The 15,653-nt window shown below is 66.8% G+C and carries 13 protein-coding genes; 10 read left to right on the forward strand and 3 right to left on the reverse strand.

Features of this window, described 5'->3' with window-relative positions; all coding sequences use genetic code 11:
• The first annotated feature begins 36 nt into the window (after nucleotides 1-36).
• Together QNN99_RS06260 and QNN99_RS06265 are read left to right on the forward strand one after the other, a co-directional pair.
• Entirely contained in the window at nucleotides 37-489 is a 453-nt protein-coding gene (locus QNN99_RS06260; RefSeq protein WP_229965574.1) for a MarR family winged helix-turn-helix transcriptional regulator, read from the forward strand.
• Nucleotides 490-528: 39 nt separating this feature from the next.
• Complete coding sequence (locus tag QNN99_RS06265) at nucleotides 529-1,548, forward strand: NADP-dependent oxidoreductase (RefSeq protein WP_229965576.1); 1,020 nt, start codon at nucleotides 529-531, stop codon at nucleotides 1,546-1,548.
• Here the strand turns inward: QNN99_RS06265 and QNN99_RS06270 are convergent.
• From QNN99_RS06270 to QNN99_RS06280, 3 genes are read right to left on the reverse strand one after another with little or no spacing between them, the layout of a single operon-like run.
• Nucleotides 1,545-2,657: a glycosyltransferase family 4 protein gene (locus QNN99_RS06270; protein ID WP_229965784.1), complete on the reverse strand. Its 1,113-nt coding sequence runs from the start codon at nucleotides 2,655-2,657 to the stop codon at nucleotides 1,545-1,547. The genes QNN99_RS06265 and QNN99_RS06270 overlap by 4 nt on opposite strands.
• 2 nt (nucleotides 2,658-2,659) lie before the next feature.
• Nucleotides 2,660-3,622, reverse strand: a complete 963-nt coding sequence (locus QNN99_RS06275; RefSeq protein ID WP_229965578.1) for an alpha/beta fold hydrolase — start codon at nucleotides 3,620-3,622, stop codon at nucleotides 2,660-2,662.
• Nucleotides 3,622-4,458: an aldo/keto reductase gene (locus QNN99_RS06280; RefSeq protein ID WP_229965579.1), complete on the reverse strand. Its 837-nt coding sequence runs from the start codon at nucleotides 4,456-4,458 to the stop codon at nucleotides 3,622-3,624. Before QNN99_RS06280 ends, QNN99_RS06275 begins: the two co-directional genes overlap by 1 nt.
• Before the next feature lie 281 nt (nucleotides 4,459-4,739).
• Between QNN99_RS06280 and QNN99_RS06285 the strand changes: the two genes are divergently transcribed.
• The 8 genes from QNN99_RS06285 to QNN99_RS06320 all read left to right on the forward strand — a co-directional run bounded on the left by QNN99_RS06285 (nucleotide 4,740) and on the right by QNN99_RS06320 (nucleotide 15,626).
• Nucleotides 4,740-5,477: an MIP/aquaporin family protein gene (locus QNN99_RS06285; protein ID WP_229965785.1), complete on the forward strand. Its 738-nt coding sequence runs from the start codon at nucleotides 4,740-4,742 to the stop codon at nucleotides 5,475-5,477.
• 64 nt (nucleotides 5,478-5,541) lie between these two features.
• Complete coding sequence (gene glpK, locus QNN99_RS06290) at nucleotides 5,542-7,062, forward strand: glycerol kinase GlpK (RefSeq protein ID WP_229965581.1); 1,521 nt, start codon at nucleotides 5,542-5,544, stop codon at nucleotides 7,060-7,062.
• Nucleotides 7,063-7,259: 197 nt separating this feature from the next.
• A complete protein-coding gene (locus QNN99_RS06295; RefSeq protein WP_229965583.1) occupies nucleotides 7,260-8,633 on the forward strand; it encodes a flavin-containing monooxygenase in 1,374 nt (457 codons plus the stop codon).
• Nucleotides 8,623-9,573, forward strand: coding sequence for a bile acid:sodium symporter family protein (locus tag QNN99_RS06300; protein ID WP_229965585.1), 951 nt, complete (start codon nucleotides 8,623-8,625; stop codon nucleotides 9,571-9,573). The genes QNN99_RS06295 and QNN99_RS06300 overlap by 11 nt, the downstream gene beginning before the upstream one ends.
• Nucleotides 9,570-10,568: an SDR family oxidoreductase gene (locus QNN99_RS06305; protein ID WP_229965587.1), complete on the forward strand. Its 999-nt coding sequence runs from the start codon at nucleotides 9,570-9,572 to the stop codon at nucleotides 10,566-10,568. Before QNN99_RS06300 ends, QNN99_RS06305 begins: the two co-directional genes overlap by 4 nt.
• Nucleotides 10,569-10,901: 333 nt before the next feature.
• Nucleotides 10,902-13,400, forward strand: coding sequence for a leucine--tRNA ligase (leuS, locus tag QNN99_RS06310; protein ID WP_442860487.1), 2,499 nt, complete (start codon nucleotides 10,902-10,904; stop codon nucleotides 13,398-13,400).
• 59 nt (nucleotides 13,401-13,459) lie between these two features.
• Complete coding sequence (locus QNN99_RS06315) at nucleotides 13,460-14,497, forward strand: DegV family protein (protein ID WP_229965588.1); 1,038 nt, start codon at nucleotides 13,460-13,462, stop codon at nucleotides 14,495-14,497.
• A 142-nt stretch (nucleotides 14,498-14,639) separates the two neighbouring features.
• The gene (locus QNN99_RS06320) at nucleotides 14,640-15,626 is read left to right on the forward strand and encodes a helix-hairpin-helix domain-containing protein (protein ID WP_229965589.1); all 987 of its coding nucleotides are present in this window, start codon (nucleotides 14,640-14,642) and stop codon (nucleotides 15,624-15,626) included.
• Nucleotides 15,627-15,653 lie beyond the last annotated feature (27 nt).

A 15,653-nucleotide genomic window follows, 5' to 3' on the forward strand; every position in this document is an offset into this window, starting at 1 on the left:
GTTGTGTACAACTAAATTGTGAGCTAACGTCGGGGCATGAGTGATTCCCTCCACCGCCAGGTCTGCTTCTCGCTGTACACGGCGTCCCGCGCGGCGACCGCCGTGTACCGGCCGCTGCTGGATCAGCTGGGCCTGACCTATCCGCAGTACCTCGTGATGACGGTCCTGTGGGAGAACGACGGTGCCAGCGTCCGGGACCTGGGCCGCTCGCTGGAGCTCGATTCCGGCACCCTCTCGCCCCTGCTCAAGCGCCTTGAAGCCGCCGGCTGGGTGCGCCGGAACCGCTCCGCCGCCGACGAACGCCGCGTTGAGGTTCATCTGACGGACGAGGGCCGCGCCCTGCAGGAGCAGGCGCTGCCGCTGCCGCAGCGGATTGCCGAAGCCGCGGGACTGGAACCGGAAGAGCTGCAGGCGCTGCAGGAGACACTCGCCAAGGTGACCGGGGCGCTGCAGGCAGCGGCACGGACGCCCACCAGAGACAATCTTTAATCCCCACCGGGCCTCCGGGCCCACAAAGGAAGGCACTTCATGACGAACGCCCCTCAGACCAGCCGCGAAATCCAGCTGGCCTCCCGCCCCGAGGGCTGGCCCACCGACGAGAACTTCCGGCTTGCCGAGGTGCCCGTGCCAAAGCTCGAGGACGGCCAAATCCTGGTCCGCAACCGCTGGATGTCGGTGGACCCGTACATGCGCGGACGCATGCATGATGTGAAGTCCTATGTTCCGCCCTTCCAGGTCGATGCACCGCTGGACGGCGGCGCGATCGGTGAAGTTCTCGAGTCCCGCTCTGAAAACCACAGTGCCGGTGATTTCGTGCTGCACGGCCTGGGCTGGCGCGACTACGCCGTGCTCGACGGCAAGCGTGCCCGGGTCATCGACACGGCCCTGGCTCCGGCGACGGCTTACCTGGGGGTGCTCGGCATGACCGGGCTGACCGCCTATGCCGGACTGACCAAGGTGGCGGAATTCAAGGAAGGCGACGTCGTCTTTGTCTCGGGTGCCGCCGGCGCCGTCGGGTCCCTGGTCGGCCAGATCGCCAAGGCTCTGGGCGCCAAGAAGGTCATTGGCAGCGCCGGTTCCGATGAGAAGGTCCGGCACCTGCTGGACCTCGGTTTTGACGAGGCGTTCAACTACCACGACGGCCCGGTCAAGGAATCACTGAAAAAAGCAGCCGGTGCCGACGGCATCGACGTGTACTTCGACAACGTGGGCGGCGACCACCTCGAAGCCGCCATCTCGGTGATGAACAAGTTTGGCCGGATCGCCATGTGCGGCGCCATCTCGCAGTACAACACCACCGAGGCACCCACCGGACCGCGCAACCTGGCGCTGGCCATCGGCAAGGAACTGACCCTGCGCGGCTTTATCGTCGGCAGCTACAACCAGTACGCGGATGAGTTCGCAGCGCTGATGTCCGGCTGGCTCAGTGAAGGCACGGTCAGCTACGACGAGACCTTCGTCGACGGGCTGGAGAATGCTCCTCAGGCCTTCATCGATCTGATGAAGGGTGCCAACAAGGGCAAGATGGTCGTGACCCTGCAGGCCTAGCGGGAGGCCGGCCGGCGCTCCCCGAACAGCCGCACCGATTCGGCGGCAGCGTCCAGCAGCTGGGCCGCCGAGGTCTCCCAGGAATACTCCGCCGCCCGGCGCAGTCCCGCCTCGGAGATCCGGCGCCAGCGATCCGGCTCGGACAGCTCGCGGACAGCGGCGGCAAACGCCTCCGGGCTGTCCGGATCCGTCAGCAGGGCCGCTCCGCCGGAGACCTCGCGGAAGATCGGAATGTCGCTGGCCACCACCGGGGTGCCGGCTGCCATTGCCTCGATCATCGGCAGGCCGTAGCCCTCCGCCCGGGACAGCGTCACCAGTGCGGTGGCCGAGCGCAGCAGCTCCGCGTATTCCTCTTCGGAAACGCCGTTGTGGAACACCACCTCGCTGCCGTCAGGCACCAGCGCGCCGAGTTCGCGCCGCCGTTCCGGGGAAATCCGGCTGAGCAGGTGCAGCGTGTAGCCGGGCAGATGCGCCATGCCGCGCACCACTGTTTCCACGTTTTTGTACGGCATGAACGAGCCCATGTAGAGCAGCGTCTTTTCCGGCGCCTGTGCAGGATTCCGGACGGTAGCGCCCGGCTGCGGCGCGTTCCCGACGATGCGCACGGGACGTTTGGTCAGCCGGTGCCGGGCCATCAGCGAGCGGGTGGTTTCGCTGATGGTGGCGACGACGTCGGCCCGGTTCAGCAGACGCCGCTGCGGCCAGTACGCCAGGTGATAGAGCCGCCACAAAGCCCGCACGGGCAGCGGCAGGAAACCGGGCGGCGTCGGATTCGAGTAATAGATCAGGTCATGCAGGGTCAGGATCAGCGGATACTTCCGCCCCCAGCTGCCCATGGTCTGCATAGGTGAGACGACGACGTCGGCGCCCAGCCGGTTGACGCGGAAGGCGACCAGCAGCTCGGCGGGGTAGAGGGGGCTGTTGAGCTTGACCCAGGGGAGATCCGGCAGCAGCGCCAGCTGCCGCTCGTCGGAAATCAGCATCAGCACCTGCGCCTTTTCAGCGGAGCCCCCATTTTCGGCGAGAGCCTCGATCAGGGAGGCGCCGTACCGGCTGATGCCGTCGTGCTGGTCGGTCCGGGTGAACCGGGCGTCCACTGCGATGCGCAGGCTCACGGGTGCCTCCGCTGCAGGAAATCGGTGATCAGCGCCGCCGCTTCGGCGGGAGCCTCGTAATGCACCAGATGCCCGACGCCGGGCAGGATGTGCAGCTCCGCGTCCGGAATCAGTGCGGCGAGCTTCCGTTGACCGGCCACTGATCCGAGGTCGTCGCGTTCCGCGGCGATCAGCAGCACCGGCATGTCCAACTGCGCGGCGGTGTCACGGACGGTGGAGGAAATCGAGGCCCGGAACGCATCCAGAACGACATCCCGGTTGGCAAACGCGCTGAAGTAGGCCCGATGCTGGCCGTGGATCCAGCGCCGCAGCGCCGGGTCGCGGGTCTTGGCCATGAAGATGCTCATGCCCCGCACAATGGCCGGGTGCTGCAGCAGGGCCATGCCCAGCCCCTCCGGCAAGCGTGCCGCGGACAGGTAGTAGAGTTCGGCCGCTTTGCTGGTGATGCCCTTGGGCCCTTCCAGCGCCGGCTCGCAGATGGGATTCACCAGCACCAGTTCGCTGATCAGTTCCGGGCGTTCCGCCGCCGCCTTGGAGGCGATGATGGAGCCGAAGGAGTGCCCGAGGAGAACGGTGTCGGCCCCCAGGCCCGGGACCCCGCCCTCCAGCGCCGCTGCCACGAACCCGGCGTAGGCTCCGACGTCGTGCGGTCCCGGCAGCGGCTCGCCCCGTCCGAAACCGGGCAGATCGGGGACCAGGACGCGGTGTCCGGGCAGCGCCTCGACAATCCGCAGCAGTCCGTGATGGTCGCCGCGGAAGCCATGGACCATGAAGATCGGCGGAGCCGCGTCCCGGCCGGCGGCGTCGTCTCCGTCCGGATTCGCGGCTCCGGAGCCCTCCGGCACGGGGGCAAAATCCCAGCATCGCTGGAGCGTGCCGTCCACGGTAAAAGTCCGTTCCTCCGCGCGGCGGGCGAACGTTACGCCGGATACCGTGCTGTTTCCAGGCTTGGTGCGCACTAGTTCACCTCGTCCGGATGCGAGCCCGAGCGCTGGTTCCGGTCCAGGCCGGCAATGGCGGCCCGCTGGCCCGCAGTCAGCTTGAAGGAAAAGACGTCCAGGTTCTCGGCCATGCGCCCGGGCGAACTGGCCTTGGGAATCACGACGTTTCCCTGTTCCACCTGCCAGCGCAGGATCACCTGTGCCGGAGACACCCCGAGTTCGACGGCGATGGCCGTGATCACCGGATCGGACAGGACGGCGCCGCGCCCCAGCGGGCTCCAAGCGACCGTGCATATGCCCAGCTCGGCGTGCACGACGCGGAGCCGGTGCTGCTGCAGCCAGGGATGCAGCTCGACCTGGTTGACCGCCGGCACGACATCAGCGGCATCCATCAGCTGCGCCAAGTGGTCCGGCTGAAAGTTGGATACGCCGATGGCCCGCACGCGGCCTTCACGGTAAAGCTCCTCCATCGCCCGATAGGTCTCCACGAACAGCCGGCGCTCGGGGCAGGGCCAGTGGATGAGGTACAGGTCAAGGGTGTCCAGGCCCAGCCGGGCCATCGAATCCTCGAACGCCTGCATCGTTCGGTCGTAACCCTGGTCCGAATTCCACACCTTGGACGTGAGAAAAATCTCGTTGCGGGGAACGCCGCTGCAGGCCGTGAAGGTGCGGATAGCCTCGCCGACACCTTGCTCGTTTCCGTACAGGGCAGCGGTGTCGATGTGCCGGTATCCGGCGGCGAGGGCGTCGGTGACAAGGCCGGCTGCATCTGCGGCGGGGACCTTGTATGTGCCATAGCCCACCTGGTCAAGGTAAACGCCGTTATTGAGGGTCAGTTTGGGGGCTGGTTCCATGCAGTTGACTCTACCGAGGATGGCGCCCGGCGGTTGAATCCGAGCCCGTCCGCCGGTCGCCGGGGCCGGGTTGAGGCGGCAGATCCCTGCGTTTTCCGGGTCGCCAACTGCGTTTACGGGGGAGTCCTTGATTGCCTAGTGCAAGACCGCAATACTGCGCAAGTAGGCAGTGCGCAGGCGATGCCGGCGTGTCTGGTTGGGGGGCAGAGTCATGACAGAGTTGTTCAGACCGACTAAAACATCAGCCGGTAAACCTGATCAGAAGGATGGAGAAGTCAATGGTGACTCTCGGTGAGGTATTCCTCAGTGAGTTCGCAGGAACGGCAACACTCATATTGCTTGGTTGCGGCGTGGTCGCGAATGTGGCGTTGAGTAAGACGAAGGGCAACGGCGGAGGCTTCCTTCTCGTCAACTTCGGCTGGGGTCTTGGCGTTTTCGCAGGTGTCTTCGTGGCGGTTCAGTCCGGCGCTCACCTTAACCCCGCGGTAACCATGGGCCTGATCTTCAACGGCTCAGACCTGGCTCCCGGCGTGGAAACAAGTTTCGCCTCAGTCATGGTCTATCTGGCCGGGCAGCTGCTGGGCGCAATGCTCGGGGCCGTGCTGGCCTGGCTCGCGTACAAGAAGCAGTTTGACGATGAACCCGACGCGGCGAACATCCTGGGCGTGTTTTCCACCGGCCCGACGATCCGCTCCTACGGCTGGAACGTTGTTACTGAAGTCATCGGCACCTTTGTGCTGGTGTTTGTCATCCTCGCGTTCGGCGGGACCCCGAATGAGCTCGGCCCCCTCGCGGTGGGCCTTCTGGTGCTTGCGATCGGTGCCTCCCTCGGCGGCCCGACCGGCTACGCCATCAACCCCGCACGTGACCTCGGCCCGCGCATCGTCCATGCCCTGCTGCCCATCCCCAACAAGGGCAAGAGCGACTGGGCCTATGCCTGGGTGCCGATTGTCGGCCCCATCATCGGCGGCTCGCTGGCAGGTCTGGTCTTCAACGGCATTCCGATGCCCGTCGTCTAAGTCCCTCAGCACGGCGGCTTGTTCCCGTGCTCTCCCGTCCGTCCAGCAGTAAAAGGAGCCAACCATGCCTGACCCGACCTACATCATTGCCATTGACCAGGGCACCACCAGCAGCCGTGCCATCGTGTTCAACCACGACGGCGAAATCGTCTCGACCGGTCAGAAGGAACATGAGCAGATCCTCCCGCGTGCCGGCTGGGTGGAGCACGATCCCGAGGAAATCTGGACAAACGTCCGGGAAGTTGTGGGAACCGCGCTGTCAAAGGCGAACCTGACGCGGCACGACATCGCCGCCGTCGGCATCACCAACCAGCGCGAAACCGCCGTGGTCTGGGACAAGACCACGGGCAAGCCGGTGTACAACGCCATTGTCTGGCAGGACACCCGCACGCAGCCGACGGTGAACGAAATGGCGAAGGACGGCGGCCTGGACCGCTATAAGGAACGGGTGGGTCTGCCGCTGGCCACCTACTTCTCCGGCACCAAGATCAAATGGATCCTGGACAACGTGGAAGGCGCACGTGAGCGCGCCGAGGCCGGAGACCTGCTCTTCGGCAACACCGACTCCTGGATTGTCTGGAACCTCACCGGTGGCACGGAAAACGGTGTCCACATCACCGATGTGACCAACGCTTCGCGCACCCTGTTCATGAACCTTGAGACCCTGACCTGGGACGAGGAAATCCTCAAGGACTTCGGCGTGCCGATGTCCATGATGCCGGAGATCAAGTCCTCCTCCGAGGTGTACGGCACCGTCCACGGCGCGCAGCTCCTGCGCGAAACCCCCGTCGCCGGAATCCTGGGCGACCAGCAGGCCGCCACCTTCGGCCAGGCTGCCTTCAGCCAGGGTGCTGCCAAGAACACCTACGGCACCGGCTGCTTCCTGATCTTCAACACCGGTGAGGAGATCGTCCGCTCCGAGAACGGCCTGATCACCACCGTGGCGTACCAGCTGGGCGATGCCAAGCCGGTCTACGCACTGGAAGGCTCAATTGCCGTCACCGGTTCGCTGGTCCAGTGGCTGCGCGACAACCTGGGCATGATCCAGAGTGCCGCGGAGATCGAAACCCTCGCCACCGAGGTCACGGACAACGGCGGCGTGTACATTGTGCCGGCCTTCTCCGGACTGTTCGCTCCGCACTGGCGTTCCGACGCCCGCGGCGCGATCGTGGGCCTGACCCGGTTCGTCAACAAGAACCACATCGCCCGCGCCGCGCTGGAGGCCACCGCCTTCCAGACGCGCGAGGTGCTCGACGCCGTCAATGCCGACTCCGGCGTGCCGCTCACCGAGCTGCGGGTCGACGGCGGCATGGTCGCCAACGAGGCGCTCATGCAGTTCCAGGCGGACATCCTCGGCGTGGACGTGGTCCGCCCCAAGATCGTCGAGACCACGGCCCTGGGTGCCGCGTATGCAGCCGGACTGGCCGTGGGCTATTGGAACGACACCGATGAGCTGGCCATGAAGTGGGCCGAAGATACCCGCTGGACTCCGCAGATGGAGGTCAGCGAGCGTGACCGTCAGATGCGGCTGTGGTCCAAGGCCGTAACGAAGACCTTCGACTGGGTCGACGAGGACGTGCTGTAAGCGCTTTTGCTTAAGCGGTAGGACTGCTGCAGCGGCAGGACTGAAGTGCCCCGGCGAATTTTCGCCGGGGCCCTTCGTCGTCCGCGCGCAGAACCCGGCGGCAACCGGCCGGGGGCGGTGTTTGACCCTTCCTGCCCTTTGTCGTAGCGTGCTGGCAGCATCAAAGGTGATGCAGGTCACGAAAGCGGGAATGAGTGTTGGAACCTACGGCAGGACGCGGGGGACTGCCGGTGGTGGTCATCGGAGCAGGACCCAGCGGGTTGGCGGCCATGCGGGCGCTGTCCCGCCGGGGGCTGGATTTTGTCGGCTTTGAACAGCACACCGATGTGGGCGGACTCTGGAACATCGAGAATCCGTCCAGCACCGTATATGAATCCGCCCATCTCATTTCGTCAAGAACCACCACCGAGTTCGCGGAATATCCGATGCCCGCGGGCACCCCGGACTATCCCGGGCACCGGCACCTGCGGGAGTACTTCCGCGGGTACGCGGACCATTTCGGGCTGCGCGGCTCCATCCGGTTCGGGACGCAGATCACCTGCGCCACGGAGGACGACGGCGGCTGGCAGGTGTCCTGGCGCAGCGCGGACGGGGAGGGCAGCGCCAGGTTCAGGGCAGTGATTGTGGCCACCGGCACGCTGCACACTCCTTTCGTGCCCGAGTTTCCGGGCACCTTTGCCGGCGAGATCCTGCACTCGGCGCACTATAAAAACCCCGCCGAGCTGGCCGGCAAACGCGTTCTGGTCGTGGGTGCGGGCAACAGCGGCTGCGACATTGCCGTGGACGCCGTGCACCATGCCGCGGCCGTGGACATCAGCGTCCGCCGCGGGTACTACTTCATCCCGAAGTACATTTTCGGCCGGCCCGCCGACACACTGAACCGGGGCCGTCCGCTGCCCCGGCCGCTGAAGCAGTTCATCGACAAGCGGCTGCTGCGGATGTTCACCGGCGACCCCCGCCGCTTTGGCTTCCCCGACCCGGGCTACCGGATCTACGAATCGCATCCGGTGGTCAACTCGCTGATCCTGCACCACCTGGGCCACGGCGACCTCCGGGTCATGCCGGACGTTTCCCGGCTCGACGGTCACACAGTGCACTTTCGCGACGGCACTTCCGGAGACTACGACCTCGTGCTGCTGTCCACCGGCTACGTCCTTTCCTACCCCTTCCTGGATCGGGCCCAGCTGGGCTGGACCGGCCCGTCGCCGTCGCTGTACCTGAACATGTTCAGCCGGCAGGCGGAAAACCTGATGGTGGTGGGCATGGTGGAAGCCTCCGGGCTGGGCTGGGAGGGCCGCTACCGGCAGGCCGAACTCGCAGCCGCCTACCTCGCCGCGCAGGCCCGTGCGCCCCAGCGCGCGGCCGGGTTCCGGAAGGCCCTGGCCGGACCGTCACCTGACATGACCGGCGGCTACAAGTACCTTGGGCTGGACCGGATGAGCTACTACGTCAACAAGGATGCCTACCGGGCCCAATTGGCCGCCCACCTGGCGCTCCTTGACCCGCCGGACCACCCCGGCGGGTCAAATGGGGCGCCGGCGCGGCAGGAGGTGGGCGCGGATGCCCATTGACGACGTCGTACTGAGCTTCACCCCAGCCTCGCTGATCGTCCTGAACGCGGTCCTGGCCCTGATCATTCTCGGAATCGCCCTGGAGGTCCGCCCGTCTGACTTCCGAACCGTTGCCCGCCATCCCAAGGCGGTGGTGCTGGGCATCGGCGCCCAATACCTGCTCCTGCCCGCCGTCACCGTCGGGCTTGCCCTGCTGCTGAAGGTTCCAGCCTCGATCGCGCTGGGCATGATCCTGGTGGCGTGCTGCCCGCCGGGCGGAATCTCCAATGTGCTGACCCACCGGGCCGGAGGCAATGTTGCCTTGTCAGCGTCGATGACCGCGGTATCCAACCTGGTGGCCATCGTGGTCATGCCGCTGAATGTGGCGCTCTGGGCGTCGCTGAACCCGGCCACTGACGCCCTGATGCGGGACTTTTCCCTGAACCGCACAGAGATGCTGGTCCAGGTGCTGCTGATCATCGGGGTTCCCTTTGCCGTGGGCATGCCGCTGGCCCGTCGGTTCCCCGCCCTGACCGCCAAGGCCCTGCCGTGGGTGCAGCGGGTGGGCCTGGTAGCGCTGCTGGTGTTCATCGTCTCCGGCACGGCCAGCAACCTGGGACCGCTGCGCGAGCACCTCGGCACCATCTTCCTGGTGGTGCTGCTGCATGACGCCGTGGCCCTGGCCGTCGGTTACTGGACAGCCGCCGCAGCCCGGCTGGGGGAGCCGGACCGCAGGGCCTTCGCCTTCGAGGTGGGGGCCCGGAACACCGGGCTGGGGCTGGGCCTGACCCTCACCTTCTTCGCCGGGCTGGGCGGCATGGCCATGATTGCCGCCTGGTGGGGGATCTGGGACATTCTGGCCGGCCTGCTGCTGGCCACCTGGTGGCGGCGGCGGGATGCCCGGAAAGCCGTCCGCGCTGGCGGTGCTGCCGGCACCACAGCCCGGGAGGGAACCGCGTGAGCCGGGTCTGCGTCACCGGCGGCAACGGCTTCCTCGGCAGCGCGGTGGTGGCCAAGCTGCTGGAGCATCCGAAGATTTCCCACGTCCTGTCCCTGGACATCCGGGAACCCGCCGCCGAACGCCGCCTTGACGGTGTTCACTACGCCCTGGCCGATGTTTGTTCCCCCGACGTGGGCCGGCTGCTGGCGGAGCACCGGATCGATACCGTGGTGCATCTGGCGGCGATCGTGAATCCGGGCAAGGACACCACCCGCGAACAGGAGTTCAGGGTGGATGTGACCGGTTCCCGGAACGTGCTGGCGGCCTGCATCGACGCGGGGGTAAATCATGTGGTCATTTCCTCCTCCGGAGCGGCCTACGGCTACCACCCCGACAACCCGGCGTGGCTGCGGGAAAACGATCCGCTGCGCGGCAACGACGAGTTTGCCTACAGCCGCCACAAGCGCCTGGTCGAGGAGGAGCTGGCCCGCTGCCGGCAGGAGCATCCGGAGCTGAAACAGACGATCTTCCGCATCGGCACCATCCTGGGGGAGCAGGTCCGCAACCAGATCACCGCACTGTTCGATGCGCCGCGGCTGCTGCGGGTTGCGGGCAGTGAGTCCCCGTTTGTCTTTGCCTGGGACACCGACGTCGCCGACGCCATGGTCCGCGCCGTGGTGACCGGGCGCAGCGGCATCTTCAATGTGGCAGGCGACGGCGCCCTGACCGTCCGCGAGATCGCCGCACTGCTGGGCCGGGGGACGCTCACGGTTCCCGGCCCGGTGCTGGCGGCGGCCCTGTGGCTGGGGCGCCGGCTGAAGCTGACCGTGCACGGACCGGAACAACTGCGGTTCCTGCGCTACCGCCCGGTGCTGGACAACACGGCCTTGAAGGAAGACTTCGGCTTTGCCCCCACGTACACCAGCCGCGAGGCGTTCCTGGCCTTCCGTGCCGCCCGGGATGCCGCCGCGGCGGCAGGGCAAGCAGTAACTGCCCCAGGGCGTCCTATCCGGTAGACGCACGGACGCCCCGCAAAGATACGCAAGGCGAAGGATCCGGCACATGCAGGACAGCTGCCGCCGTCGTCGTACCTTTTGCCTGCGGCCCGCCGCTTCGCCGCCCGCGGTTCGGCTGGTGTACGGGCGGTGCTGTTGTAAAGTGGAAAGATGAACGTTTCCCTCCTCCTTAGGTAGCCGCGCACCGTCCGTGCGCGGCCAAGCCCCTTGCTTGCCGAGGGGCTTTTGTGTGTCTGGGGGAGAGCGTCAGGAACTTGAGTTTTAAGCGGCGGGACCGGCACGGACCGGCAACCGCGGATCAACAGGATTTCTTTGAGGACAGAGGCGACAACAGTGAGTACGCAGTCACAGACGGATGAGTCTGAAGAGGCCGTCTACAGTTTTGCGGACATCGAGCAGAAGTGGCCGGCGGTCTGGGATGAGCTCGGCGTGTTCAAGCCCGCCGACGACGGTTCCAAGGAACGCCGCTACGTGCTGGACATGTTCCCGTACCCCTCCGGCGACCTGCACATGGGCCACGCCGAGGCGTTCGCCATGGGTGACGTCGTCGCGCGCTACTGGCGCCAGCTCGGATACGACGTGCTGCACCCGATCGGCTGGGACTCCTTCGGCCTGCCCGCCGAAAACGCGGCGATCAAGAACAACGCCCACCCCAGCGACTGGACCTACCGCAACATCGACACCCAGGCGGCGTCATTCAAGCGCTACGCCATCAGTGTGGACTGGTCGCGCCGGATTCAGACCTCGGACCCCGAGTACTACCGCTGGACCCAGTGGCTGTTCAAGCGCTTCTACGAGCGGAACCTGGCCTACCGGAAGAACTCCCCGGTCAACTGGTGCCCCAAGGACCAGACCGTGCTGGCCAACGAGCAGGTCGTCAACGGCGCCTGCGAACGCTGCGGCACCCAGGTCACCAAGAAGTCCCTGAACCAGTGGTACTTCAAGATCACCGACTACGCCGACCGCCTCCTCGATGACATGGACCAGCTCAAGGGCCACTGGCCCGAGCGCGTGCTGGCCATGCAGAAAAACTGGATCGGCCGCTCCGAAGGTGCGCACGTCCGGTTCAACATCGAGGCCGACGGCGACAAGCCCGCCGAGCAGGTCACCGTCTTCACCACCCGCCCGGACACCCTGTACGGGGCAACGTTCTTCGTCGTCGCCGCGGACGCGCCGCTGGCCGTGGAGCTGACCACCGACGAGCACATGGACGCCCTGCTGGACTACCGCGAGCAGGTCAAGGCCCTCTCCGACATCGAGCGCCAGTCCACCGAACGCGTCAAGACCGGCGTCTTCACCGGCCGCTACGCCGTGAACCCGCTCACCGGCGAGAAGCTGCCGGTCTGGGCCGCTGACTATGTGCTGGCAGACTACGGCACCGGCGCAATCATGGCCGTGCCCGCGCACGACCAGCGCGACCTGGACTTCGCCAAGACCTTCGACCTGCCGGTCCGCCCGGTCCTGGACACCGGGGAGGAGGATCCGTCAGTCTCCGGCACCGCCACCACCGGCGAGGGCACCCTGATCAACTCCGGAACCCTGGACGGCCTGCCCAAGTCCGAAGCCATCCCGGCCGCTATTTCCATGCTCGAGGAGCAGGGCACCGGCGAGAAGTTCGTCAACTTCCGGCTGCGTGACTGGCTGCTGTCCCGCCAGCGTTTCTGGGGCACCCCGATCCCGATCATTCACTGCGAAACCTGCGGCGAGGTTCCGGTACCGGATGCCCAGCTGCCCGTTACGCTGCCCACCGGGCTGCGCGGCGAAGCACTGGCCCCGAAGGGCACCTCACCGCTGGCGTCGGTGGATGAATGGGTCAATGTGTCCTGCCCGACGTGCGACGGCCCGGCCAAGCGCGACACCGACACCATGGACACCTTCGTGGACTCGTCCTGGTACTTCATGCGCTTCGTCTCCCCGCACTACACCGACGGACCGTTCGACCCGGAGGCCGCCAAGAACTGGATGCCGGTGGGGCAGTACGTCGGCGGCGTGGAACACGCCATCCTGCACCTGCTCTACGCACGCTTCTTCACCAAGGTGGTCCACGACATGGGCCTGCTGGAAGCCAGCGAGCCCTTCAGCTCCCTGCTGAACCAGGGCCAGGTGCTCAACGGCGGCAAGGCGATGTCCAAGTCGCTGGGCAACGGCGTGGACCTGAGCCAGCAGCTGGACAAGTTCGGCGTGGACGCCGTGCGCCTGACGATGATCTTTGCCTCCCCGCCGGAGGACGACGTCGACTGGGCGGACGTCTCGCCGTCGGGCTCGGCCAAGTTCCTGGCACGGGCCTGGCGCCTGGGCCAGGGCGTGACGAGTGAACCCGGCGTCGACTTCACCGCCGGCGACAAGAAGCTGCGCGCCCTGACGCACCGGACCATTGCCGACGCGACCGAGCTGCTGGAGAACAACAAGTTCAACGTGGTCGTGGCCAAGACCATGGAACTGGTCAACGCCACCCGCAAGGCGATCGACTCCGGCGTCGGCGGTGCGGATCCCGCGGTCCGCGAGGCCGCCGAGACCGTGGCGATCATCCTGAGCCTGTTCGCCCCGTACACCGCCGAGGACCTGTGGTCCCTGCTGGGCCGCCCGGCCTCGGTGGCGAACGCCGGCTGGCCGGCAGTCGATGAAGCCCTGCTGGTCCAGGACACGGTCACCGCCGTCGTCCAGGTCCAGGGCAAGGTCCGCGACCGGCTCGAGGTGCCCGCCAACATCAGCGAAGAGGACCTGCGCGAACTGGCGCTGGCCTCGGACGCGGTGCAGAAGACGCTCGACGGGCGCGGAATCCGCACCGTCATCGTGCGCGCGCCGAAGCTCGTGAACGTCGTTCCGGCGTAGGCTGGCGCACGGACGGACAGACCAGGCAGGCAACAACGGGCAAGCGGCACGGGGGACAGATGAACGCGGACTGGCTGGAAAAGCTGAGCCAGCGAGCGAAACGGGGGCGGCTCCGCGAAGCCGGAGCCGCCCCCGCGCCCCGGGTCGGCGTGGTCACTGACTCCGCCGCCGCGCTGCCCGAAAACTGGGCCGCTTCCGCAGCAGTCACTGACCTGGTGCGGGTGGTTTCCATGCCGGTCATGATCGGCGATCAGATTTACGGCGAGGGCACCGACCGCATGATCGGTGCCCTCGCTTTGGCGTTGGCCCAGGGTTCCGAGGTTCGGACCTCGCGTCCGTCGCCGGGGCAGTTTGAGGCCGCCTACGCGGAGCTGGCTGCGGCCGGGTGCTCGTCGGTGGTGTCACTGCATCTCTCCGGCCACCTGTCCGGAACTGTGGATTCCGCCCGGCTCGCGGCGCGCTCGGCGGCCATTCCCGTGACCGTCATCGACAGCTCCAGCGTGGCCATGGGCCTGGGTTTCGCCGTCGTCGCCGCAGCGGAAACCGCGCGCGACGGCGGATCCGTTGAGTCTGTGGCTGCGGCGGCCCGGGCGGCCGCCCGCTCCGTCACCATCCTTTTTTACGTTCCCAGCCTCGAACAGCTGCGCCGCGGCGGCCGCGTCGGGGCAGCCGCGGGCTGGATCGGCACCCTGTTCGCCGTGAAGCCGATCCTGGTGGTGCGTGAGGGCAGGATCGTGCCGCTGGAGCGGGTGCGTTCCGCTCCGCGAGCCCTCCTGAGGCTGACCGAACTGGTCCAGCAGGACATTTCCGCCCGGACCGGGCGGGTGCGCGTTGCCGTGCACCACTTCGGCAACGAGGGCGAAGCCGAGCGCCTGGCCGGGACCATCACCGACGTTTCGCCCGATGTGGAACTGATGATCTGTTCGCTGCCCGCCGTGCTGGCCGCCCACGCCGGGCTGGGCGTGCTGGCTGTGGCGATAGCCGGAGAATCACCGGTGCCTCCGCCGGAACCGGGTGCGGGCCCCGGCGCCGGGCCTGAGGCTGGAACTCGACCGGGATCTGGTGGCGGAACCGGGCCGGGCCGCCCGTCGGCATAATCCGGCACTGGGCCGAGTGCTCTTCGTTCTACCCTGCAGTTCTGCCCTGCACAGGTTCCGCAGCGGCTACACGGCAGGGCACATAACTCACAGCGATGAATGTTCCCGCCCCCACCGTGCGCTGCCGTCCTAGCGTGAGGGCATGGCAGAACACCGCTGGGACACCGCACCCTCCGCACCGAGACTTTCGGCATCGTGGCTGACAGACGATCACCCTGATGAAGCAGGGAAGGCCCCCAAAACTCCCGGCATATCCGAAGCCTCCGATGGCATCGGCACTGGCCCGGGGGTCCCGTCAGGTCCGCCGCGGCGATGGCTCCTGTCCTTTCGCGCCGCGGTCCTTGCCGTCTGCCTGCTGATCGGAGTGGCCACGGGCCTGGCGGTTTTTAAAGGCGGTGGCACTCCTGCTGAAATCAGCAGCGTCGAGCTCGACCTGGACGGGTCGGATCCGGACGGTTCAGACGGGGATGGTGCTGCAGACAGCTCAGGCTCCGGCTCGGGCGCCGAGGACCAGACATCCGGCACCGAAGATCAGGGACAAAACCAGGCACACGGGCAGAACCAGGAGGACGAACAGGGCTCCGGAGCGGACGTCGGCACCCGCAGTGATCCAGCCAATGGTGCCCCAGGGCAATCTCCTGTTCCGTCAGTGCTGGTAATCCACGTCGCCGGGGCCGTGACGCATCCCGGCGTGGTGCGGGTGCCGTCCGGAAGCAGGACCGCTGATGCGGTGGACGCCGCAGGCGGAGTGATGCCGGAGGCAGACCTCACTGCCGTGAATCTCGCGGCGCCGTTGCAGGACGGAATGATGGTCGTCGTGCCCCGGGTGGGAGAGGCTGCCGTACCGCCGCCGCAGGAACCGGCCAGCGGGGCCGATGCCGGCACCGGCACCGGTGGATCAGGGACGGGATCTGGATCAGCAGCGGGCGGCGGGGCTGGGCTGCTCAACATCAATACTGCCTCGCTGCAGGAACTCGATTCCCTGCCCCGGGTTGGGCCTGTTATTGCCGAACGCATCATTGCCTGGCGCGAGGACCACGGCAGCTTCTCCCGTCCGGAGGACATTGATGCGGTGCCCGGCATCGGTGAAGCCATGCTGGCCGCCTTGCTGCCGCTGATCACGGTCTGAGGCCCGCAGATGTCGAAACCGGCACGC

Origin of the sequence: Arthrobacter sp. zg.Y820 (assembly GCF_030125555.1) — a bacterium.
In the GTDB taxonomy this organism is placed as follows: domain Bacteria; phylum Actinomycetota; class Actinomycetes; order Actinomycetales; family Micrococcaceae; genus Arthrobacter_B.

What these genes read in the sequence shown, in the direction of transcription:
- QNN99_RS06260 (WP_229965574.1), top strand. Translation starts at nt 37, where the DNA reads ATGAGTGATTCCCTCCACCGCCAGGTCTGCTTCTCGCTGTACACGGCG.
- QNN99_RS06265 (WP_229965576.1), top strand. Translation starts at nt 529, where the DNA reads ATGACGAACGCCCCTCAGACCAGCCGCGAAATCCAGCTGGCCTCCCGC.
- QNN99_RS06280 (WP_229965579.1), bottom strand. Translation starts at nt 4,458, where the DNA reads ATGGAACCAGCCCCCAAACTGACCCTCAATAACGGCGTTTACCTTGAC.
- glpK (WP_229965581.1), top strand. Translation starts at nt 5,542, where the DNA reads ATGCCTGACCCGACCTACATCATTGCCATTGACCAGGGCACCACCAGC.
- QNN99_RS06300 (WP_229965585.1), top strand. Translation starts at nt 8,623, where the DNA reads ATGCCCATTGACGACGTCGTACTGAGCTTCACCCCAGCCTCGCTGATC.
- QNN99_RS06315 (WP_229965588.1), top strand. Translation starts at nt 13,460, where the DNA reads ATGAACGCGGACTGGCTGGAAAAGCTGAGCCAGCGAGCGAAACGGGGG.
- QNN99_RS06320 (WP_229965589.1), top strand. Translation starts at nt 14,640, where the DNA reads ATGGCAGAACACCGCTGGGACACCGCACCCTCCGCACCGAGACTTTCG.